15 protein-coding genes are annotated in these 22,255 nt (G+C 69.5%); 2 read left to right on the top strand and 13 right to left on the bottom strand.

From position 1 onward, the window contains the following. Nucleotides 1-61: 61 nt before the first annotated feature. The 6 genes from H9Y04_RS21055 to H9Y04_RS21030 form a co-directional block, all read right to left on the bottom strand. Entirely contained in the window at nucleotides 62-2,575 is a 2,514-nt protein-coding gene (locus H9Y04_RS21055; protein ID WP_187815488.1) for a carbohydrate-binding protein, read from the bottom strand. Nucleotides 2,576-2,635: 60 nt separating this feature from the next. Continuing rightward, entirely contained in the window at nucleotides 2,636-3,520 is an 885-nt protein-coding gene (locus H9Y04_RS21050; protein WP_187815487.1) for a carbohydrate ABC transporter permease, read from the bottom strand. An 11-nt stretch (nucleotides 3,521-3,531) separates the two neighbouring features. After that, nucleotides 3,532-4,500, bottom strand: coding sequence for a carbohydrate ABC transporter permease (locus H9Y04_RS21045; RefSeq protein WP_187815486.1), 969 nt, complete (start codon nucleotides 4,498-4,500; stop codon nucleotides 3,532-3,534). A gap of 3 nt (nucleotides 4,501-4,503) precedes the next feature. Next, a complete protein-coding gene (locus H9Y04_RS21040; RefSeq protein ID WP_187815485.1) occupies nucleotides 4,504-5,871 on the bottom strand; it encodes an ABC transporter substrate-binding protein in 1,368 nt (455 codons plus the stop codon). 116 nt (nucleotides 5,872-5,987) lie between these two features. Beyond that, a complete protein-coding gene (locus H9Y04_RS21035; protein WP_187815484.1) occupies nucleotides 5,988-6,995 on the bottom strand; it encodes a LacI family DNA-binding transcriptional regulator in 1,008 nt (335 codons plus the stop codon). Nucleotides 6,996-7,137: 142 nt separating this feature from the next. Further along, complete coding sequence (locus tag H9Y04_RS21030) at nucleotides 7,138-8,355, bottom strand: beta-ketoacyl-[acyl-carrier-protein] synthase family protein (RefSeq protein ID WP_187815483.1); 1,218 nt, start codon at nucleotides 8,353-8,355, stop codon at nucleotides 7,138-7,140. 467 nt (nucleotides 8,356-8,822) lie between these two features. Between H9Y04_RS21030 and H9Y04_RS21025 the strand changes: the two genes are divergently transcribed. Further along, complete coding sequence (locus H9Y04_RS21025) at nucleotides 8,823-10,262, top strand: PP2C family protein-serine/threonine phosphatase (protein WP_187815482.1); 1,440 nt, start codon at nucleotides 8,823-8,825, stop codon at nucleotides 10,260-10,262. Nucleotides 10,263-10,379: 117 nt separating this feature from the next. Here the strand turns inward: H9Y04_RS21025 and H9Y04_RS21020 are convergent, their stop codons facing one another. Beyond that, nucleotides 10,380-11,873, bottom strand: coding sequence for a DNA-binding protein NsdB (locus H9Y04_RS21020; protein WP_187815481.1), 1,494 nt, complete (start codon nucleotides 11,871-11,873; stop codon nucleotides 10,380-10,382). Nucleotides 11,874-12,105: 232 nt separating this feature from the next. On the opposite strand from H9Y04_RS21020, the gene H9Y04_RS21015 reads away from it, so the two are divergent. Beyond that, the gene (locus tag H9Y04_RS21015) at nucleotides 12,106-13,260 is read left to right on the top strand and encodes an aminoglycoside phosphotransferase family protein (RefSeq protein ID WP_187815480.1); all 1,155 of its coding nucleotides are present in this window, start codon (nucleotides 12,106-12,108) and stop codon (nucleotides 13,258-13,260) included. Nucleotides 13,261-13,398: 138 nt separating this feature from the next. Here the strand turns inward: H9Y04_RS21015 and H9Y04_RS21010 are convergent, their stop codons facing one another. From H9Y04_RS21010 to H9Y04_RS20985, 6 genes are all read right to left on the bottom strand, one after another. Further along, nucleotides 13,399-16,530 carry a ThuA domain-containing protein gene (locus H9Y04_RS21010; protein WP_187815479.1) on the bottom strand — a complete coding sequence of 1,044 codons (3,132 nt, stop codon included), beginning with the start codon at nucleotides 16,528-16,530 and terminating at the stop codon, nucleotides 13,399-13,401. 145 nt (nucleotides 16,531-16,675) lie between these two features. After that, complete coding sequence (locus H9Y04_RS21005) at nucleotides 16,676-17,551, bottom strand: sugar phosphate isomerase/epimerase family protein (RefSeq protein WP_187815478.1); 876 nt, start codon at nucleotides 17,549-17,551, stop codon at nucleotides 16,676-16,678. Beyond that, on the bottom strand, nucleotides 17,548-18,747 hold the full coding sequence (locus H9Y04_RS21000; protein WP_187815477.1) for an ABC transporter substrate-binding protein: 1,200 nt from the start codon (nucleotides 18,745-18,747) through the stop codon (nucleotides 17,548-17,550). Before H9Y04_RS21000 ends, H9Y04_RS21005 begins: the two co-directional genes overlap by 4 nt. Further along, nucleotides 18,744-19,754: an ABC transporter permease gene (locus H9Y04_RS20995; RefSeq protein WP_187815476.1), complete on the bottom strand. Its 1,011-nt coding sequence runs from the start codon at nucleotides 19,752-19,754 to the stop codon at nucleotides 18,744-18,746. The genes H9Y04_RS21000 and H9Y04_RS20995 overlap by 4 nt, the downstream gene beginning before the upstream one ends. After that, nucleotides 19,751-20,749, bottom strand: a complete 999-nt coding sequence (locus tag H9Y04_RS20990; RefSeq protein ID WP_187815475.1) for an ABC transporter permease — start codon at nucleotides 20,747-20,749, stop codon at nucleotides 19,751-19,753. The genes H9Y04_RS20995 and H9Y04_RS20990 overlap by 4 nt, the downstream gene beginning before the upstream one ends. Further along, complete coding sequence (locus tag H9Y04_RS20985; protein ID WP_187815712.1) at nucleotides 20,746-22,236, bottom strand: sugar ABC transporter ATP-binding protein; 1,491 nt, start codon at nucleotides 22,234-22,236, stop codon at nucleotides 20,746-20,748. The genes H9Y04_RS20990 and H9Y04_RS20985 overlap by 4 nt, the downstream gene beginning before the upstream one ends. Nucleotides 22,237-22,255: the final 19 nt, after the last annotated feature.

The following is a 22,255-nucleotide window of genomic DNA, read 5'->3' as shown; positions in this document are numbered from 1 at the left end:
CTCAGGAGGGGATGGTGCGGGTCCGGCCCGTCCGGCCGGACCCTTCGAGCGAGAAGGACGGCTACCAGCCGGAGTTGCCGGCGCCGCGGGTGATCCGGAAGCCGCCCGCGAGCGAGAGCCCGCCGTCCTTGGTGCCGCTGACGGCGACCCCGGAGAAGGTGCCGGCGCCGGCCGCGTTGATCTCGATGCCGTATGCGCCGGTCCTGTCGATCCTCGTGTCCTCGACGGTGAGATCGCCGACGGTCTTCTGCCAGGACACGAGCAGGCCGCTGTACGTGGAGTCGAGGATGTCGTTGCCGACGATGCGTACCGGTGTCGTGATGTCCGAGTGGTCGGCGTACACCCAGACGGCGCCGAGCTTCGCGCCCCAGTTGGCTTCGTAACCGCCGGTCCGCTCAAGGGTGTTGCGGGCCACGGTCGTGGGGCCGGAGAAGGGCAGCGGCGCGGGCGGGAAGTTGCGGGTGCTGATCGCGATGCCGGCGGAGGCGTTCACGGTGTCGGACAGGAGGTTGTCCTCGATCCGGTTGCCGCTGCCGCCGTAGATCGCGGCGGTGTTGGCGAGCATCGGCAGCTGCACGGTGTTGAAGCGGAACACGCAGTCGGTGACGGCCTGTTCCTCGGAGAACATCGCGAGTCCGTCGTCGCCGGTGCCGCGGACGCTGCTGTGGGACACCTCGCTGTTCTTCGTGCCCTTGTGCAGGTTCACGCCGTCGGCGAAGGTGTCGCGGATCCGCAGCCCGGTGGCGAGCAGCCCGTTGGTCGGGGCGTCGATCCACAGGCCGACCTTGGCGTGCTCGATCCAGACATTCTGCACGGTGGAGCCGTTGCCGAAGTCGCCCTCGATCGCCGTGTGTCCGCCCGCGTCGTCGCGGTGGGTGGCGTCACCGGCGAACATCAGGTCCTGGATCGTGCTGGTGCCGCCGCGGCCGAAGAAGCCGCCCTTGTTGTCCTTGCCGCGCACCACGGTGTGCCACTCCCCCGCGCCGCGGACCGTGGCGCCAATGAGGTCGAGATGGCCGGAGATGTTGTACGTACCCTTCGGCAGCCACAGGCCCTTGCCCTGCGAGGTGGCCGTGCTCACGGCGGAGTTGAGGGCGGCGGTGTCGTCGGTGCCGTCGTCCGCCGTGACACCGAGCCCGGTCGCCGAGACGAAGCCGGACGGCATCGTGTACGCGGCGGGCGCCGTCTCCGTCTCGATCAGGTCGAGGGTGTAGGAGGCCGCGGTGTCGCCGGCGTCCTTCTGCAGCCTGAGTTTCGTACCGGCCGGGAAGTCGCCGATGACGGCGCGCGTCTCGTCGAAGAAGCGGTGCGGGGAGCCGCCGGACGGGTCGTTGTCGTAGGGGTAGGCGCCGTACACCCAGCTGTACTTGGAGGTGAGGCCGAGGTCGCGCAGGTGGGTGCCGTCGGCGTACAGGCTCAGGGACCGGTCGATGCCGGCGCCGTCCGTACTGTCGGGGATCGAGTAGCGCAGGGTCAGGGCGCTGGCGGGCTTCGTGAGCGTGAACTCCACGTACTCGCCGGTCGCGTCGAGCACGACGGCCCTGCGGCCGGAAGCCTCGGAGGGCACTTGGAGGTAGGCGCGGTCGGGTCCGATGGTGGTGGCGTTCGTCGTCCCCGTCTCGGCCTCGTACGCGGTGTACGGAAGGGTCGCGCCGCGCGTGGCGTTGGCCGCGGCGGTCGGGATGTCGAGGCCGTCGAGCTGGAAGGCGCCGTTGTCGCCGGATTCGGTGCGCAGGGTCACGGTGTTGAGGCCGGCGCGCAGCGGCGTGCTGGTGGTGACGGTCTGCCAGGAACCGGAGGTGCCGGGCAGGGTGAGCTGCCGCAGCGGGGAGCCGTTGGCCGTCAGGGAGACGGTGGCATTGCCCGCGTCAGAGGTGCGGTAGCGGACCTGCACGTCGTGCTCGGTTGCCGCGGCGGAGCGTACGGAGAAGACCGCGCGGGAGCCGTTCGTGGTGAAGCGGTCGAGATAGCCGGAGCCTTGGTAGCCACTGGTGGAGGTGGACTTCTCCGGGCCGCCGGAGAAGAAAGCGTCTTCGGCCTCGTGGGTGAGGCTTCCGCCACCGCCCTCGGAGGGGGTGGTCGGGGTGAGGCTGTCCAGGTTGATGTTTCCGCTGTCGTCGGCGGTGAAGACGAGGGCGACGGTGTTGGCGCCCTGCCGGTAGTCGACGGGTGCGTCGAGCGTGGACCAGGTGGCCCAGTTCGCGGTGGCGGGCAGGCTCAGGCGGCCGGTCCTGGTGCCGTTCACGTACAGGCTGAGCGTCATGGTGGCGGTGGTGCCGTTGGCGTACCGGAGCTTGACGGAGCCGGATCCGGCGGTGGGTGCGGTGACGGCGAAGGCGGTGGTGGCGCTGCCCTTGTTGCCGTCGGTGTAGCCGCCGACGTAGCCGCTGCCGGTGTATCCGCTGTGCTCGCTCTCGGCGCGTGTGCCGCCCGTGAGCGTGGCCGCTTCGGCCTGGAGCGGGTCGGCGGCATGGGCCGCCGGAGTCCCGTACAGGAGGAGCGCGGCCATGAGGCTCAGGAGCAGTACGGGGACGAGAAGCAGTGATCTTGGTCGTGCCGGGGTGTTTTCGGGCATGGCGGAGCGTCCTTCCGTGTGGGGGTGCACAGGACGGCTGAGGGGTGGCGCTCGGTGGGCTCAGCCCTTGAGGCTGCCGGCGGTCAGGCCGGCGATGATGTGACGCTGGAAGATCAGGAAGAGCACGAGCAGCGGGATGCTGGCGATGACCATGCCCGCGAGCAGCTGGTTGGCCGGCAGGAACTCCGCGAGCCGGCTGAGTGCCACGGTGATCGGCTGTTTCGCCGGGTCGGGCAGCACGATCAGCGGCCAGAGGAAGTCCTTCCACACGCCGACCACCGCGAAGATCGACACCACGGCGAGCACCGGGCGCGACAGCGGCAGGATCACCGAGACGAGGACGCGGACGGGGCCGGCGCCGTCGATGCGCGCGGAGTCCATCAGCTCCTGCGGGATCTGGTCGAAGAAGCGCTTCAGGATGAAGATGTTGAAGGCGTTGGCGGCGGCCGGGAGCCAGATCGCCCAGGGCGTGTTGATCAGGTTCACATGAATCAACGGCACGTCCGTGACCGTCAGATACGTCGGGACGAGCAGCGCGGAGACCGGTAGCATCAGGGTCGCGAGCATCATGCCGAGCACGACATTGCCGAGAACGGGCCGCAGCTTCGACAGGGCGTAGGCGGCCGCGACGTCGACGATCAGCTGGATCAGCCAGGCGCCGAGCGCCAGGATCAGGGTGTTGAGGAAGTGCCGGCCGAGCCCGGTGTTCGTCCAAGCCTCGGAGTACGCCTCAGGGTGGAAGCTGTGCGGGACCAAGGTCGGGTTGGGGTCGGCCAGTTCGCGCGAGGACTTCAGGGCGCCGCTCGCCATCCAGTAGAGCGGGAAGACGAAGACGACCGTGAAGCCGATGAGGGTGGCGGTGAGCACGAACCGGTAGAGGATCTTTCCCGTACGGCGGTTCAGCTCGGTCGGCGCGATCAGCGTGCGTTCCGCGGTGTCGGACATGGTGGTTCCTCTCAGCCGTTGCTCCGGGTCAGCCGCAGATACACCAGCGAGAACGCTCCGAGCACGACGAAGAGCAGCATGCTCATGGCGCTGGCCAGGCCGAAGTCGTTGTAGACGAAGGCGTAGCGGAACAGGAGCAGAAGGACGGTGACGGTGGCGTCGTTCGGTCCGCCGCCGGTCAGGATGTACGGCTCGATGAACACCTGCATGGTGCCGAGCACTTGGAGCAGCAGCGTGATCATCAGGATGAAGCGCATCTGCGGCAGCGTGACGTGCCACAGGCGCTGCCTGATCGACGCTCCGTCCAGCTCGGCAGCCTCGTACAGCTGGCCGGGGATACCGCCGAGCGCCGCCAGGTAGATCAGCGTGGTGGTGCCCATGTTGGCCCAGGTGGAGACGAGGACCAGGGAGACCATCGCCAGGTGCTCCGACTCCAGCCACTGCTGTGCCGGCAGATGCAGCACTTCGAGCGCGTTGTTGAACAGGCCCGGGCCCGGATCGTAGAACCAGCGCCACAGCAGCATGGTGACGATCGGCGGCAGCATCACCGGCAGATAGACGGTCATCCGCAGATAGCCGCGGGCGCTGCGGAACTCGTTGAGGACGACGGCCGTCGCGAGCGGCGCCGCGAAGCCGAAGACCAGGGCGAGCGCCGTGAACCAGGCGGTGTTCTGCCAGGCGGTGACGAACAGCGGATCGGCGAAGAGGCGGCGGAAGTTGTCCAGGCCCACCCACTGCGCGGGCTGGGCGAAGGTCACCTGCTGGAAGCCGAGCAGCCAGCCCCGGACGATCGGGTACCAGGAGAAGGCGGCGAAGACCGCGATTCCGGCGCCGAGGAAGGCGTAGGCGACGAGGTTCTCGCGGACGCGGCGGGCGAGGCGGGAGCGTGGCGGTGTCCGCCCGGGCTTCCCGGAGGAGGCCGCCGCCTTGACGACGGTGTCCTCCGGGAGTGGCTGGGCCCTCATGTCGGTGGTGGCCATCGGCTACTTGACCGTCGCGAGCAGCGCATCGACCTTCTTGGACGCATCCGCGAGCAGCTGGTCGATGTCCGCGTCCTTCTTGGTCAGCACGGACTGCATCACCCCGTCGAGCACGGTGTAGATCTGCTGGGCGTTCGGCGGCTCGACCTTCTGCTCGAGCGTGCCGTTGCGCTCGACGAACGGACGGAAGTTCTCGGTGGGCACATTGGCGTACTTCGCATGCACCGCATCGACCTTGGCCTGCACATCGTCGGTGTACAGGCGGTCGAGCGGCAGCCCGATGGGAACGTCGTTGCTCGCGATGCGCTTGTCGTTGAACTCGGTGCGGTCCGGGTTGAGGTACTTGAACTGCAGCCACTTCAGACCGGCCTTGATCTTCTCCGGGGAGGCCTTCGGGTTGAACATGAACCCGTTGCCGCCGCCGAGCGTGGCCTGGCCGGGCAGCGCGGCGACCCCGTACTCCTTGCACGCGCGCTCGAACTGCTTGACGATCGTGGGCACGTTGTCGGGCCCGGCCATGTACATCCCGAGCTTGCCGGCGCCCATCATCTTCTGGACGTCGGGGATCTCCAGGAGCTGGCGGCTGCCCATGCTGTTGTCGGTCCAGCGCATGTCGTGCAGCATCCGCAGCGAGTTGCGGGCGGCGTCGCTGTCGATCGCCGACTTCCACTTCCCGCCGTCCTTGACCGCCACGTCCCCGCCCATGGAGTAGATCCATGAGGTGAGGTGCCAGCCGCCCTGGTTGTTCTTGCTGTACTCGGCGTAGCCGGTGGTGCCGTCACCGAGTGCGCTGATCTTCTTGGCGGCGCTGCGGACCTCGTCCCAGGTCGTGGGCGGCTTGTCGGGGTCGAGTCCGGCCTTGGCGAACAGGTCGCGGTTGTAGACCAGGCCGAGCGAGTACTGGCCGTTGGGCAGCCCGTAGATCTTGCCGTCCTTGCCCTTGAACACATCGAGGAACTCGGGCCGGATCTTGTCGAGATACGGGATGTCCTTCATGTACGGGGTGATGTCGGCGCCCTGACGCCGCTCGATGAGTCCGGCGGGGTCGGTGAAGTAGACGTAGTAGACGTCCTCGAGCTGGCCGCCCGCGAGCTTGGCCGCGAAGGTCTTCGGGTCCATCTGGCCTTCGCGCGGATCGATCTTGATCTTGGGGTTGGCCTTCTCGAAGGCCTTCACGTCCTCCTCGAAGATCTTGCGGTCCACCGGCTGGGTCTTGGGCGGCATGTCGTTCACCGTGATGGTGACGACACCGTCCGCGCCCTCCCCTTCACCGGTCGAGGAGCCTCCGCAGGCGGTCAGGCCGAGCGCCATCACGCCCGCCAGGGCTATACCGGCGTGCCGACGCGATCTGGTGCCAGACGTGCGAGTCATGGGTGTGCTGCCTTCCTGCTGCCTGTCGCGGGGAGAGCGGTCCTGCCGGCGGTCCTGGCCGGCGCCCCAGCGTTGACGCAGAACGTAGAACCGCTGCACGCAAGAAGTCAACGTCTCTACGCAATATTTGAAGCAGTGGAGCCTCTGACGATCAACTCGGTCTCGAAGAGGATGGGTTCGTCGTCCACGACATGGCCGTCCATCTGCGCGACAAGCGCGGTCACGGCCGCGTCCGCCATGGCCTGCACGGGCTGGCGCAGGGTGGTCAGCGGCGGATCGGTGGCGACCATGAACAGCGAGTCGTCGAAGCCGACGACCGAGAAGTCCCTGGGCACGGCGAGGCCTTGGCGCCGCGCGCCGCGGATCGCCCCGAGCGCGAGGGTGTCGCTCGCGCACACGACCGCGGTGACGCCCGCATCGACCAGGCGCGGTACGGCAGTCGCCCCGCCTTCCATGGAGAACATGGCGTGCGCCACCCACGGCCGCCAGGTTTTCTGGGGGACGTCCTTTGCTTCCCAGAACGCCGCGTAGCCCGCGAGTTTGCGGGCGCTCGGCACGTGTCCGACGGGGCCGATCAGCAGGCCGATGCGCTCGTGCCCGAGGGCTTCGAGGTGCCGGGCCGCCTGGAGGGCGGCATGGGTGTCGTCGGCGGCGACCTGAGCTACTCCCCTGTTCTCGTCGGCGGCGTTCACGAGCACCATCGGCATCCGACGTTCGCGCAGCTCACTGCCTTGTTCCGCTCCGGCGTCGGCATAGCTGGAGCCGACGAAGACGATGCCGCCGGTGTTCTGTCCGAGCAGCATGTCGATGTAGTGCGATTCGGAGACGCCGTCGGCGGTACGGGTGCACAGAACGGGTATCAGTCCGCGCTTGTTGAGCCGCCCGGCGAGGGCTTCGGCGAAGGCGGGGAAGACCGGGTTCTGCAGCTCGGGCACCACCAGGCCGATCAGCGGTGCGCGCTCCTTGCGGCTGACGGCGGGGCGCTCGAACCCGAACACGTCCAGGGCCGTGAGCACGATGTCCCTGGTGGCCGGTGAAACTTCGGTGCTGCCGTTCAGCACACGGCTGACGGTCACTTCGCTGACGCCGGCGAACGCGGCCACCTTGGCAAGTCGTTTCGTCATGCGCTGACCGTACAGGTTGCTCCGCAAGACTGAATCAGTAGAACGCAAATTTCTTACAAGCGACTTGCCGCGAGGGGGCGCCGTTGGGTGACGCGGGGGCGGCCCCCACATGAGGAGCGCCCCCGCAAGCCCCCTGCGTGCGTCAGTCCCCGCGCGTGAAGACCAGGCTCACGTTGTGCCCGCCGAAGCCGAACGCGTTGGTCAGGGCCGCCTCCCAACCGCCTTCGCGTGGGCCGCCCTTGACGAGGTCGAGGGCGACGGCCGGATCCGGGGTGTCCAGGTTGCGGATGGCGGGGACGAGGCCGTCGCGCAGCCCGAGCACCGTCGCGACCGCGGCCACGGCACCCGACGCCCCGCACAGGTGGCCGATCATCGACTTGGCCGCAGTGACGGCAACGCCGTCGCCGAGCACGGCCGCGACGGCCTCGGCCTCCACCACATCACCGGAGGGCGTGGAGGTGGCATGGGCCTGCACGACGCCGATGTCGGCGGGAGCGAGCCGCGCCGAGCCGAGCGCGGCGCGCATCGCCTGCGCCTGCCCCGCGGCGTCCGACGCCGTGATGTGCGCGGCGCTGGACGAGACCCCCGCGCCGGCCAGCCAGCCGTGCACGCGCGCCGCGCGGGCCCTGGCGAACGAGGCCCGTTCGAGGACGACGATGCCGGCGCCCTCTCCCATCACGAAGCCGCTGCGCGCGGCGTCGAAGGGTCGCGAGACCGCTTCGGGCTCCGCGTCCTGCACCGACAGCGCCTTCATCTGCGCGAAGGCCGACAGGGTGAACGGGTGCAGACAGGTCTCGGCCCCGCCGGCCACCACCACGTCCGCGCGGCCCGACCGGATCAGGTCGAGCCCCTGCGCGATGGCCTCCGAGCCGGAGGCGCACGCGCTCACCGGCGTATGCGCGCCGGCCTTGGCGCCGAGCTCCATGCTCACCCAGGCCGCGGGACCGTTGGGCATCAGCATCGGCACGGCATACGGGGAAAGGCGCCGCGCGCCGGAACGCTCATAGGTGTCGTCCTGGCCGAGCGTGGTGAGTACGCCTCCCGTACCCGTGCCGATGACCACCGCGAGGCGGGTGCCCTCGACCTCGGGCGCGCCCGCGTGCTGCCAGGCCTCGCGGGCGGCGAGCAGGGCGACCTGCTCACAGCGGTCGAGCTTGCGCGCCTGGACCCGCCCGACCAGTTCGGCGGGGTCACCGGGCAGGGGCGCCGCGACCCCGACGGGCACGTCGGCGGCCCACTCCTCCTCGATCCGCCGCACGCCCGAGGCGCCCGCGAGCAGGCCCTGCCAGGTCGTATCGGCGTCCATGCCCAGCGGAGTCAGCGCTCCGAGCCCCGTGACGGCCACCGCGTCCTCGTACATATCGCGCCCCTTGTCGTCTTGAGTAGGAAGTCCACAAGACCCGGCCGCCCGGCGGCGCGGGATCTCGATCACCTGAACTCGACACTTCCAGACAACAAGGGCGCCGAAGGATGCTGTCAGGCGCAGAGCCTCCCGAAGGGATCTTGTAGAGTTACGACAAGTCCACAGGGGCAGACGGGTGGCTTGGGGCGCACGCGCGAAGAGGGATCCGAACCGGCCAGATATGCGGCACGCAGAAGGCGCCACCCCACATACCGGGAGCGGCGCCTTTCAATTCCCTTAAGGAAGAGGCTGATTGACTTTCGGCCACCTGGAAGTCGAGGCCTCCGGGTGGACTTTGACATATGCCAGAAGCACCACCGTATCGTGTCTTGCCAAATCCCTTACGGGGCCCACTGACCTGTGCGAGAGTCATAACCGGCCCTTCCGTCAGACTTGGTCGTACCGCGCCTGTATCGGAGTACGAGATGCCGTCCCATATCTTCGCGGACCGCCCCGCCGCTCAGCCGCCTGAGCGCGGCACGGTCGACGCGCTGATTCAGCAGACGCGCCGGCTCCGCGGAGAGGTCGACGCGGTGCGCAGGGACACGCTGACGGACGAGGACGACCCGCAGGGCCGCTGGCAGCGCGCCCTGTGCGAGCTGGCCGTGCACCAACTCGACGACCTGGACGAGCACTTGGCGCAGCTGCGCGACGGCGCGCCCATGAACGCCGACGAGCAGGAGCTGCTCGAAGGCCTGGAGGCGGAGCTCGTCCCGGGGCCCGAACACGGTTCGCTCCTGAGCAGGGTGGGCAGCGCGGAGTGGAATCTGCTCACCGACGAGGTCGTCTGGTCCGGTGAGCTCTACCAGATCTTCGGCCGCTCCCCCGAGCAGCCGCCGCTCACCCTGGACGAGCTGCCGACCTTCGTGTTCGCGGAGGACAAGGATCTGCTGACGCAGATGGTCACGGACTGTCTGATCGACGGCCGCCCCATCGACGGCGAGTTCCGCATCGTGCGCGACGACGGCAGTGTGCGCACCCTCCACATGATGGGCGAGCCCGTGCTCGACGCCGACGGCAGCACCGCCTCCATGTGGGCGGTGCTCAGAGACGTCAGCGAGCTGCGCCGCAGCCAATTGGCCCTGCGCGAGACCCGTGACTCTCTGCAGCGCCAGCGGCAGATCGCGCAGACCGAGCACCGGCTTGCGGTCGAGCTGCAGGAGGCCGTGCTGCCGCCGTGGCGCGGCCCTCTGCGGTTCCCGCACAGCTCGCCCGACGCACTCGCCCTGGCGGCGCACTACCTGCCCTCCGCGAGCAGCGCCCTCATCGGCGGCGACTGGTACGACGCGCTCGAACTTCCCGACGGCGACACCCTGTTGAGCGTCGGCGACCTCACGGGCCACGGCGTCACCGTCACCTCGGGCATGGCGATGCTGCTCGGCGCGCTGCGCGGCATGGCCGTGGCGGGCGCGGAGCCCGGCAAGCTGATGGGCTGGCTGAACCAGCTCCTCGACGCCTCCGTCCAGCCGGCCCTGGGCAGCGCGGTGTGCTGCCGCTACAACCCGCACAGCCGCGTGCTGACGTGGTCGCAGGCCGGCCACCCGGCGCCCCTGCTCTTCCGCGACGGTACGGGCCGCGCCCTGGACGCCCCCGACGGCGTCCTGCTCGGCGCGACGACGGGCGCGGTGTACGAGCAGGCCAGTGAACAGCTGCTGCCCGGTGACCTGTTGATCCTGCACACCGACGGCCTCGCACCCCACCGCGACGGAGAGGCCTCCCGCAACCGTCTCCTCTCCCTGGCCCCCCGCTTCGCCACCGCCCGTACGGCGCAGGACTGCGTCCGGGCCGTGATGGAGGAGTTCGGGGAGCGCAGGGAACGGGAGGACGACGCTTGCGTGCTGGTGGGGTTGGTGGGCAGCGGCTGAGACCGCCCGCCACGGCTGATTGATTGACTGGGCAGGGGCAGGGACGGCTGGGGACTCACATCCCTGAGCCATCGGCCGAGACCGAGGGCCCCGCCCGACGACGTATCGCCGGGCGCCTCAAGCCCTGGCAGTCCCCCCGCTCCCCTTGACCACCTTCGGCAGTGCCAGCTGGATCTCTTCCCGGAGGTCCTGGATCTTCGGGTACCCCGAGTACTGAGCCGTCAGCCGGTACATCTCGCGCAGCCGGTCCCACGTACGGTGGGACGAGGTCTCGCCCATCGACATGAGCGCCAACCGGGCATAGCGGTCGGCCTGTTCGGGGTCGTCGGCGATGAAGCAGGCCGATGCGAGCGAGATGTAGTCGAAGATCTGGGAGCGCTGACGGCCCTTGGCCCGCAGTTCCAGCGCTTCCTTCGCATGGCGTTGCGCGATCGGCGCGGCGGCCGGATCGTGGTCGGCCAGCGTCCGGTACGCCAGGGCCTGCATCCCGTGCATGTCCGCCTCGTCGAACATCTGCATCCAGCTCGGCGGCGGCACATCGCCCTTGTCCGAGACGAAGAGGTCCTCCGCCTCCCCGAGGGTGCGGCGCATGGCCTGCCCCTTGCCCATGGACGCCTGCGCCCAGGCCTCGATGGTGTAGAGCATCGCCTTCGTGCGCGGCAGGACTTCCTCACCCGAGCCGGACTTCGCCAGCTTCATCAGGTCGAGGGCGTCGTCGGGCCGGCCCAGATGCACCATCTGGCGGGCCGCACGGGACAGCGCCTCGCCGGCGCGTGGCTTGTCCCCGCCCTCGCGGGCCGCATGGGCCGCGATGACGAAGTACTTCTGGGCCGTGGGTTCCAGGCCGACGTCATGCGACATCCAGCCCGCGAGTACGGCGAGATTGGCGGCGACGCCCCACAGGCGGCGCTGCAGATGGTCGGGGTGGCGGTAGGAGAGCATGCCTCCCACCTCGTTGAGCTGCCCCACCACGGCCTTGCGCTGGAGCCCGCCGCCGCGGGCAGCGTCCCAGGCGCGGAATACCTCCACCGAACGTTCCAGCTCTTCGATCTCCTGGGACCCGATGGGGGCGGCCTCGTAGCGGTCGTACCCAGCGGGGTCGGCGTGCAGGGGGTCGTTGAAGCGGGGAGCGTCGTCGGAGAGGGCCGGATCGGTGTGCAGCCAGTCGTGCATGGCGCTGCTGAGTGCGGAGCCCGCGGCAAGCGCGGCGCCCGCGCCCACCAAGCCGCGTCGGTTGAGCATGAGGTCCATTCCCGTGAATTCGGTGAGGACCGCGGCAGTCCGCTCGGGCGCCCACGGCAGTGAGTCGGGATGTTCGACCTCCCGGCCACCCTGCCGCTTCCCCATGCGCCCGTGCCGGACCAGACCGAGATCCTCGATGGTCACGACACGGCCGAGGCGCTCGGTGAACAGTGCCGCAAGTACCCGCGGCACGGGATCGCGCGGGATCTCTCCCATGTCGATCCAGCGACGCACACGCGAGGTGTCGGTCGCCAGCTGCGGATGGCCCATGGCCGCCGCCTGCCGGTTGACCAGCCTCGCGAGCTCACCCTTGGACCAGCCGGCCAGGCCGAACAGGTCGCTGAGTCGGGCGTTTGGTTCGCTGCTCACGTCAAGCCCCCAGGTTCTCGGCTGAGTTGACAGTAACCCTCTGTCAGTTGCTGAGCGACTATTCGCCAGGGTTCGCCAGGGTGCGCTCAATGGTTCGCCATGAGCGCGCGGGTGTCAGGTAGATATGCGCCACCCCGACCCGGCGGCCGACCGCATTCCCCAGGGTGCGAACGGCAGTCGGGCCGGGCCGGCGCACGTGACTCGTCGGCGCACGAAGGGATCTGTCTCGCCCATGTACACAGCATCGTCCTCCGTGTCCGCCCCGCCCCGGCCGTCCACCGCCCGGCAGGCCGGGGGCCCTTATCTCGCCCCCTCCCGCCCGGCGGCCCCCGTCTTGGGCACCGGTCGGACGCGGCGGGCTCCGGGGGCCGCAGGCTCAGCGGGGTTCGGCACCCAACCGCTCAGCGGGAGACTCGACTTGTCCGGCCCCCAGGGCGCCCAGTTGCGTACGGCTGTCGCGTCGGTTCACCGCATCTGCCCGGAGTTCAACCCCGTACAGGTGCTGCGCCGCAGCGGCCGCTCGGTACTGCTCGTCGGTACGACGGGACGCATGACCGCGGTCGCGAAGTGCTTAGTGGACCACTCTCCTGCGTGGTCCGAGCGCAGCCGCCATGAAATAGCCACGTATCGCTCGTTTGTCAGGCACCGTCCTCCGGTACGCGTGCCACGGCTGATCGCCGCCGATCCCGAAAATGGCACTTTGGTGATCGAGCGGATGCCCGGCCGGGTGGCGGCCCTGCAACGCCATCCGGCCGAGGCGCCGCCGCGCGCCGACATAAGGGCCGCGCTCGGGGCGATCTGCCGGCTCAACGCATGGCGGCCGCCGGCCGGCATGTTCGACGCTCCGCTCGACTACGGTGCGCGGATCAACCGCTACCACGAGCTGGGGCTGCTCACCGACCGGGATCTGGGCGATCTGCAGAAGCTGATGCACGGCATCGCGCAGTCCGCGGGCAGCGGCTCGATGGGCCAGTTCTGCCACGGCGACGCGCTGTTGTCGAACGTCCTGCTCTCCCCCGCGGGCCCGGTGCTCGTCGACTGGGAGCACGCCGGCTGGTATCTGCCCGGCTACGACCTCGCCACGCTGTGGGCGGTGCTCGCCGACGCACCGGTCGCGCGGCGCCAGATCAGCCAGCTCGCGCAGTCCGCGGGCCCTGCGGCCCGGGACGCCTTCCTCGTCAACCTGATGCTGGTCCTGACGCGGGAGATAAGGACGTACGAGATGGCCGTGCAGCGCACGATGCGCGAAGCGACCCCGGCGGCACCCGGCCCGGCCCATCCCGGTGCCGCACCGTCCGGCGAGGAACAGCGGCTGCTGCTCAGGCGGTTGCACGACGACTGCGCCCTGGCCCGCAGGGCCGTGAGGGCCGCGGTCGGCACTCGCTGACGGGGAGCGCGAAGGCCCCGCGGCGTGCCAAGGGTTGGGCACACCGCGGGGCTTTCGCCTGCGGTCCCGGCTCCCCTGATGATCAGGGGGAAGCAGGGGAGCCGGGACTGCGCGTCTCCACGCCGATTCGCGGGGGTGCTAATCGGTGTGGAAGGTCACCGAGTCCAGGTCGTACGGACTGGACTGGGGTGAGGTGAACACCAGGTAGAGCTTGTGGGTGCCGCCCAGGGCTGCCACCGGGACCTTGGCCGTGTCCTGGTAGGTGTCCCAACCGCCCGTGTTCTGTACGGGGGTTGTGGCGAGCAGTTGGCCGTCGGGGGCGTCCGCGCGGAGTTCGATCGCGCCGACTCCGTACGGTGAGGACACCTTGTAGGTGACCGAGGCGATGCCCTCGACGCTCATCGGCTCGAAGGCCACCCAGTCGCCATTGCCGATGTCCCCGATGCGCTTGCCGTTCTCGGCGCCGGCCTGCGAGACGACGCGCGTCCCGGACTGGTCGTCGTAGTACTCGGCCTGCTTGTGCTTCGGGTGCATCACCGAACGGCCGTAACCGGTCAGCGCGCTCGCCCCGTTGCCGCCCTTGTCCGTGTACTTGGCGTTGAGGACGTACGTGAGGTCCGCGCCCTCCGGGTGGCCGCCGAGGTCTCCGGTGTCCACGGTGCCTTCGCAGCCGGGGATGTCGGTGGTCGGGTGCTCGTGGTCGTCGTGGCCGAGTGCCGGGTTGACGGTGACCTTGGAGCAGTCGATCTCGCCGTCCTCCGGGTCGGTGACGGTGACCTTGTACGGGATCTGGTCGCCGAACTGGATGAGCTTGCCGTTCACCGGCGTCTCGATCTTCACGACGGGCGCGGTGTTGCCGGCCGTGATCGGGATGTTGGCGAAACCCTCCTTGCCGGTGGAGTCGGTGACCTTCAGCTGGGCGTTGAAGTCACCCGCCTCCGTATAGGTGTACGTGGGGTTCTGGTCGGTGGAGTCGGTGGTGCCGTCGCCGTTGAAGTCCCAGGCAAAACTGAGCGCGTCGCCGTCGGGGTCGTTGGTGCCCGCACTGGAGAAGTCCACCTTCAGCGGAGTGGGTCCATTGGTGACGGAGGCGGTGGCCTTCGCGACAGGGCTGCGCTTGCCCTGCGCGTAGTCGATACGGAAGAGACCGGAGTCGTTGTTGCCGCCGCCGAACTCCGAACCCCATTCGAGGACATAGAGCGAGCCGTCAGGTCCGAACGTCATGTCCATCGGCTTGGCGAACTTCATCGACGAGAACAAGTCGTTGATCTTGAGGAGCTTCTCGTCCCGGTCGAAGCGCATCTCCTTGATGTCGTTGCGCGCCCACTCGTAGAAGAAGCTCGCCCCGTCGTAGTACGCGGGGAACTTGGTCTCGGACTTGCTGTCCGGGTCATAGCGGTAAACGGGGCCGCTCATGGGCGCGGAGCCGCCGGTGCCCATCTCGGGGAACTCGGGGGACGCGCCGTATCCGTACCAGACTTCGGGCAGCTGGATCGGCGGCAGGTCTTTCAGTCCGGTGTTGTTCGGGGACGGGTTGGTGGGCTTGGTGCAGTCGAACTTGGCGCCGACTTCCTGGGTGTCCGGGTTATAGGGCGCGTAGGCCTGGTTGTTGCCGTGACAGAACGGCCAGCCGAAGTTGCCGGGCTTCTTGATGACGTTGTACTCGACGAGGCCCTCGGGCCCGCGCTCCGTGGTGGGGCCGCCGCGGTCGGGGCCGTAGTCGGAGACGTGGACGTAGCCGGTCCTGTGGTCGACGGTGAAGCGGAAGGGGTTGCGGAAACCCATCGCGTAGATCTCGGGGCGGGTCTTGTCGGTGCCCTGCGCGAAGAGGTTGCCCTTGGGGATGGAGTAGCCGCCGCCGTCCTTGGGCTTGATCCGCAGGATCTTGCCGCGCAGGTCGTTGGTGTTGGCGGAGGTGCGTGCGGCGTCCAGGCGCTCCTTGCCGGGCCGCCAGTCGATGGGCGAGTAGCCCTGCCAGTCCGGGTCGAGGTTCGGCGGTACGTCGTCGCCGGTGGACAGGTAGAGCGTGCGGTTCGGGCCGAACTCGACCGCGCCGCCGGTGTGTCCGGGCTCCGGGAAGGAGCGGTCGCGGTACGCGGGGACGTCGAGCAGCTTCTTCTCGCTGGCCGGGTCGAGCTTGCCGTCCTTGACGGTGAAGCGGGAGAGGCGGTTGATGTCCTCGGTGGCCGCGGCGGGTGCGTAGTAGAGGTAGATCCAGTGGTTGGTGGCGAAGGCCGGGTCGAGTTCGAGGCCGACCAGGCCGTCCTCGCCGCCGGTGTAGACGTCGAGCTTGCCGGCCTCGGTGGTGGCGTGGGTGGCCGGGTCGAAGATCTTCACCTCGCCGCTGCGCTGGGCGTAGAAGACCTTGCCGTCCTTGGCGACGTCGAGCTCCATGGGGTCGGCGGTGTTGTCGTCGAGGGTGACCTTCTCGTACCCGTTCCAGACGGTGCCGCCGCAGTCGCCCGCCGCGGTGCCGGAGGCCCACTCGAGGCCGCCGATCACGTGGTCGCGGAAGTACTCCTCGGTGTAGGAGGCCTTGTCGTGGCCCATGGCGGTGGCCCAGACGCGCCCGCCTTCGGTGCCGCGGCACCAGGAGATCGGGTGGTCGGCGCCCATCGCGTCGCCACCGGGGTTGTACGTGGTCTCGTCGGCCGTGACGAGGACATGGACGTCACCGCGGGGGTTCTTGTCGAAGTTGTACCACTCCTCCGGGCGCTCCCAGCGCTCGGGAAGTCCCTTGGTGGAGGGGTGCACGCGGTCGGCGACCTTGGCCGTGCCCTGCAGCACGCCCGGTGAGTGGGAGGGCATGTGCGCACCGGCGTTGATGGTCTCGTCCCACCACGGGAACTCGTTCTCGACACCCATGTCGAGGGTGTTGTGGATGGCGACGATGCCCTTGCCGGAGCGTACGAACTTCTGCAGGCCCTCCTTCTCGGCGTCGGTGTCCCAGACCATGCCGGAGTTCTGCAGCATGACGATCGCATCGAAGTCGTTCAGGGCCGGATCGGCGAAGATCTTGGAGTCGGCGCTCTTGACGAGCTCGAAGTTGTTCTCGGCCGCCTCCTCCTCGAACATCTTGATCCCGTCGGGGATCGAGCCGTGGACATAGCCCACGGCCTCGGTGAACAGGAGGGCGCGGAAGGCGGGGGCTTTCGCGTCCACGATCTCGGCGGCGGCCGCCGGCAGGACGCCGCCGACCAGGAGCAATCCGCTGAGCCCTGCGATCAGGCCGCGGCGGATTCTTCGGGTGTCACGTACATGACATCCCATGAGGGGTCCTCTCTGTCGTATCGGCTGTGCGGTGGGGGTGCCGGATTTCAGAGCGGTGGTGCGATGCCGGATGTCAGGGCGGTGGTGCGATGCCGGATGTCAGGGCGGTGGTGCGGTGCCGGATGTCGGGGCGTGGGGGGGCGGTTCAGGAGCGCTCGGCCAGGAGTCCGCGCAGGAAGCCGAGTCCGTCGGTGGCGATGGTGTCCTGGGTGGGGGCGAGCGGCCGCCACACGGAGGCGGCGACCGCGATGGTCGCGTTGTGCGCGGTGAACGACTCGATGCAGAGCGGACCGTGGAAGTCCACCTCGTCGAGCGCGTCGAGGAAGCCGCCCCAGTCCAGATGGTCGGCGCCGGGCGCGCCCCGGTCGTTGGCGCACACCTGGACGTGGACGATGCGCCCGGCCGAAGTACGGACGGCAGAGGCGAGGGAGCGTTCCTCGATGTTCTGGTGGTACGTGTCGAGCGCGACCCCGATGGACTGCGCCGGAAGTCCCTCGAGGCCCTCCAGGGTCTGCTCGACAGTGTTGAACAGGCTGGTCTCGTACCGGTTCAGCGGTTCGACGCCGATCCGGACCCCGGCCCGCTGGGCGTACTCGACGACGGGTGCGATGTTCTCGCGCCACTCGGCGTATGCGGCGTCGCGTTCGCAGCGGTCCATGCGCCAGGTCCTGCCGACCGCCGCGTAGACGGGCCCGGCCACCACGGGGGCGCTGATGGCGTGGGCCGCGTCGATGCAGCGGCGCAGGTAGTCCTGGGTGGCGCGGACCGTTTCGGCGCTCGCGCGCACGAGGTCGCGGTCGGGCGGCATGACGGCGATCACCGCGGCCGGGCGCAGGCCGGTGGCCTCCAGGAGCTTGACGGCCGCGGCGGGCTCCCAGTCGTCGGCCTGTTCCAGGGGCAGTTCGACGCAGTCGAAGCCCCAGCCGGCCAGGCGGGGCAGCACTTCGGCGAGTGCTGCCTGCCCGACCGGCGAGTGCCAGATCCACGGGTTGGCGCCGATCCTCCGTACAGCGTGCGTCACTTGCCGCCCCACTCCTTCGGGAAGCCGGGCAGGTCCTCGCAGCCGCACATGGCGTAGTGCAGCGGCGGCATGCCCTCCTGGAGGTAGTCGTCCAGGTTCTCCTCGGTGACGGTGGGCTGCGGGAGCTTCCACTCCTTGGGCACCTGCTTGCCCGCGAGGATGTCCAGGGCCGCGATCACCGGGGTGCGCCACTGGAAGGTGGGGTAGGTCGGGGCGATCGCGGTGAGCTTCTTGTCCTTCCATGCCTTGAGGAAGTCCTGCTGGTCCTCGCCGGTGATCGGCGGTACGTCGGCGCCGGCGTCCTCGAAGGCCTCGATGGCGGCGACGGAGGTGGCGCCCGCGTCCATCCAGACGCCGTCGATCTGTCCGTGCCGGGCGATGGCGTCGGCGACGATCGACTTGGTCTTGGCGGTGTCGCCCTCGGTGAACTTGATGTCCACGACGTCGAGTTCGCTCTTGTCGAAGGCGACCTTGGCGGCCGACCAGCGGTTCTCCAGGACATCCACGCCGGGTGAGATGCGCAGGGCAAGGATCTTGCCCTTGGGCTTGACCTTCTCGACGAGGAAGTCGGCGGCGACCGAGCCGTATCCGTATCCGCCGATGGGGTTGATGAAGGTGACGGGGCAGTCGGTCTGCACGCCGCGGTCGAAGACGATCACCGGGACCTTGGTGCAGGCGGCCTCGACGGCGGGGGTGAGGGTGGCGGTGGTGTTGGGCGAGACGATCAGGGCGTCGCAGCCCTTCCCGGTGAGCTCCTCGATGTCGGAGATCTGCTTGTCGTCCTTGCCCTGGGCGTCCAGGACCGTGAACTTGGTGATCTCCTTGTGCAGCTTCACCTCGGCCTGCATGTTCTTCAGACCGACCTGGCGCCACGGGTTGAAGACACCGGCGTTGGAGAAGCACAGGTGCGTGCCGGCGAGGCCGCCTTTCTTCTTGAACTCGGCGGTGTCGCGCATCTCCGGTTCGAGCATCTGTACCCAGGGTTTGTCCGCCGGGCCTTCGGGGGTGACGTCGGCGAGCTTGATCTGCCGGTCGTACTCGGCCTGTTCGAAGAACTTCGACTCCTCGGTCGCCTTGCCGTCCGGACTGTCCGAAGCGGAGGCGCCGGGCGACTCGGGCGGGGCGTCGCTGGAGCAGGACGCGAGCAGCACGCCGGCGAAGACGGCGGCGCCCGATGCCAGGAGCTTGCGTTTCATGAGGGAGTCCCTCCCGAGGAGTGGGAACGGCGGCGGATACGGGACCAGTTGGCGGCGCCGAGACCGACGGCGGCGATGACGATCACGCCCTGGACGGTGGACTCCAGGGCGCCGGAGACGCCCTGGAGGTTGAGCAGGGTGAACAGCGCCTGCAGCGAGAACGCGCCGGCCATCGCGGCGATCACGGAGCCGCGGCCGCCGCCGAGCACCACACCGCCGAGCACGACGGCGGTGATGGCCTCGAACTCCAGGCCGCGGCCGGCCTGCGCGGACACTCCGGAGAAGCCGCCGACGAGGATCGCGGCGAGCGCGGCGGCCACCCCGGAGAGCACGAAGGCGAGGACCCGGACGCGGTGCACCCGTACACCGGAGAGAGCCGCCGTGCGCTCGCTGTCGCCGGTGGCGATGAGGGTGCGGCCGAAGTCGCGGCGCATCAGCCAGACCGCGAACGCACCGACGGCGAGGCAGACGAGCACGGCCCAGGGCAGCCAGCCGAAGGCGGAGTTGCGGCCGAGGGCACGGAAGTCCTCGGGCAGCACGCCCTTCGGGGAGCCGCCGGTCCAGTAGAAGACGGCGCCTTCGAGGATCAGCATCATGCCGAGCGTGGTGATGAACGACGGCACGCGCAGGGCCGTGGTGATCAGCCCGTTGGCCAGGCCCACGATCGCGCCGCCGAGCACCAGGGCGAGGCTGATGACGAGCCAGTGCGCGTCGGCGAAGGAGCCGTACAGTTCGGCCGCGACCACCACACCGGCGGTGACGATGGCGCCGACGGACAGGTCGAACTCGCCGCTGACGATGACGAGATACTGTCCGGCCGCGAGGATCACCAGCGGGGCCGCGCGCTTGACGAAGGCGAGGAACCGGTCGAGCTCGTAGAAGCTCGGGTCGGTGACGGCGAGGGCCACGAGCAGCACCACGAGCAGCGCGTAGACGGGGATGCCGGTGCCGAGCGCGGCGGTGAGGCGCTTGTACGGGGCGGGGGTAGGGGCCGTGGTGGTGGTCATGCGGACCTCCTGCCGCGCCGGGCGTACAGGGCGACCGCGGCGATGATCACGACGCCGCGTACGACGTTCTTGAAGAACGGGTCCACGGAGAGCTGGTTGAAGACGCTGTCCAGGACGGCGAGGATCAGCACGCCGCCGAGGGTGCCCGCCACTCCCCCGCGTCCGCCCGCGAGCGCCGTGCCGCCGAGGACCACGGCGGCGATCGACTCGAGGTCGTAGCGCGCCTCGGTGCCGGCCCAGGGAGCGCCCGCGCCGAGCCGTGAGGCGAGGAACAGGGCGGCGGCGCCCACGCACAGGGAGCAGATGATGTGCGCGATGATCACGGTGCGGCGGGTGCGGACGCCGGACAGGCGGGCCGCGTGTTCGTCGCCGCCGGTCGCGTACATGTGGTGGCCAAGCCGGGTGCGTTTGGTCAGGAACCATGCGGCCGCGGCCACGGCGGCGAGCAGGAAGATCGATACGGGGATGGGTCCGATGCGGTCGTAGCCGAGGTGCCGGAAGGATGCGGGCACCTGTCCGGCCGGTCCGGTGTAGTTGTCCTCGATATAGCCGCGCAGGATGAACGCCGTGCCCAGGGTGGCGATGAAGGCGTTGACCTTGAGCCCTGTGACGATCAGTCCGTTGGCAAGCCCGACGGCGACGGACAGGGCGAGTACGGCGAGGATGCCCGTGATCACGCTGCCGTCCTGCATCGTCTCGGCGGCCACCAGCGTGCCGAGGCTGATCAGGTACGCGACGGACAGGTCGAGCGAGCCGGTGAGGATCACCGCGCTCTGGCCGACGGCGACGAGGCCGAGGGCCACGCAGTTGGACAGGATCGTGGTGAGGTTGGCGCGGGCGAAGAAGCTGCCGCCGTCGATCGTGACGATCAGCCAGCCGAGCACGATCACCACGGCGGCCGCGAGCCATACGCCCACCGCGGGATCGGTGAGCTTCGAGCGGCGCCGGACCGGTTCGGTCGCCCGTACGGGCGGGGCGAGAGCCGTCGGGGTCATGCGGCGTCGCTCCCTTCGACGGCGGGCCCCGTGGCGAGGCGCATGATGTCCTCTTCCGAGGCGCCGGCGGGCAGTTCACCGGCGAGGTGTCCGTCGCTCATGACGAGGATGCGGTCGCTCATGCCGATGAGTTCGGGCAGTTCGGAGGAGATGATCAGGACGGCGAGTCCTTCCTTGGCGAGGTCCCGTACGAGGGTGTGGATCGCGGCCTTGGCCCCGACGTCGACTCCTCGGGTGGGTTCGTCGAAGAGCAGCACCTTGGGGGCGGCGGCCAGCCATTTGGCGATGACGACCTTCTGCTGGTTGCCGCCGGACAGGAACTGCACCTGCTGGTCGGGGCCGCCGCGCGCCTGGAGCCGTACGCGTTCCAGGAGGTCGGCGAGGGCGCGTGCGGCGGTGGCGCGCTGCTGTCCGGGGACGGCGCGGGTGACGAGCAGGGCGTTGTCCCGTACGGACTGGCGCAGCGCGAGCCCTTCGCCCTTGCGGTCCTCGGTGACGAGCGCGATGCCGGCGCGGATGGCTTCACGGGGGCTGCGGGGCCTCAACTTCCGTCCCCCGACGGTCATCTCGCCCTCGCTGAACGGGGCGGCGCCGAACAGGGCGCGGGCCAGTGAGGTCCGCCCCGAGCCCTGCAGCCCGGCGATGCCGGTGATCTCGCCCGCGCGCAGGTCGAGGTCGATGCCCTTGAGCCGCCGGTTGCGGCCGCCGCGCAGCGCGAGCGCGATCTCGCCGCCCTGGTCCGCGGTGGCGCGCGGCGGGTAGTACGCGCTGAGGTCGCGGCCGACCATGGCGCGCACGATCGCGTCCGTGTCGGTGGCGGCGGTGGCGACCGTGGTGATGTGCCGTCCGTCCTTCAACACCGTGATACGGCCGGAGAGTTCGAAGACCTCGCGCAGCCGGTGGGAGATGTACAGGATGCCGAGACCGCGGTCTGCGAGCCGGCGCACCAGGTCGTGCAGGAGGCGGGCCTCGTGGTCGGCGAGCGGGGCGGTGGGCTCGTCCATCACCAGGACGCGGACGTCCGAGGCGAGCGCCTTGACGATCTCGACGGTCTGGCGGCGGGCCACGGACAGCTCGCGTACGTACGTCCGCGGCGAGATACCGGTTTCTCCGAGTTCGGCGAGGAGCTGTCCGGTGCGCCGTTCCATGGCGCGGCGGTCGACCATGCCGTAGCGGGTGGGTTCCCGGCCGAGGAAGACGTTCTCGGCGACGGTGCGGTGCTCCAGGAGCGCGAACTCCTGGTGGATGATGCCGATTCCGGCGGCCTGCGCCTGCTTGGGGTGGGTGAACGCGTGGGCGGTGCCGTCGAGTTCGATCGTGCCGCTGTCCGGGACGTGCTCCCCCGCGAGGACCTTCATGAGCGTGGACTTGCCGGCGCCGTTCTCGCCCACGAGGGCGTGCACCTCTCCGGCGACGAGATCGAGGCCCACGTCGTGCAGCACCCGGACACCGAGAAAGCTCTTCGACACGTTCCGCATGGTCAGCAGCGGTGCTGCTTCCCCTGGT

The organism is Streptomyces polyasparticus, from assembly GCF_014493765.1.
GTDB classification, from domain to species: Bacteria; Actinomycetota; Actinomycetes; order Streptomycetales; family Streptomycetaceae; genus Streptomyces; species Streptomyces polyasparticus.
The sequence above is the reverse complement of the archived record's forward strand: the minus strand, read 5'-3'. Positions and strand labels throughout refer to the sequence as shown.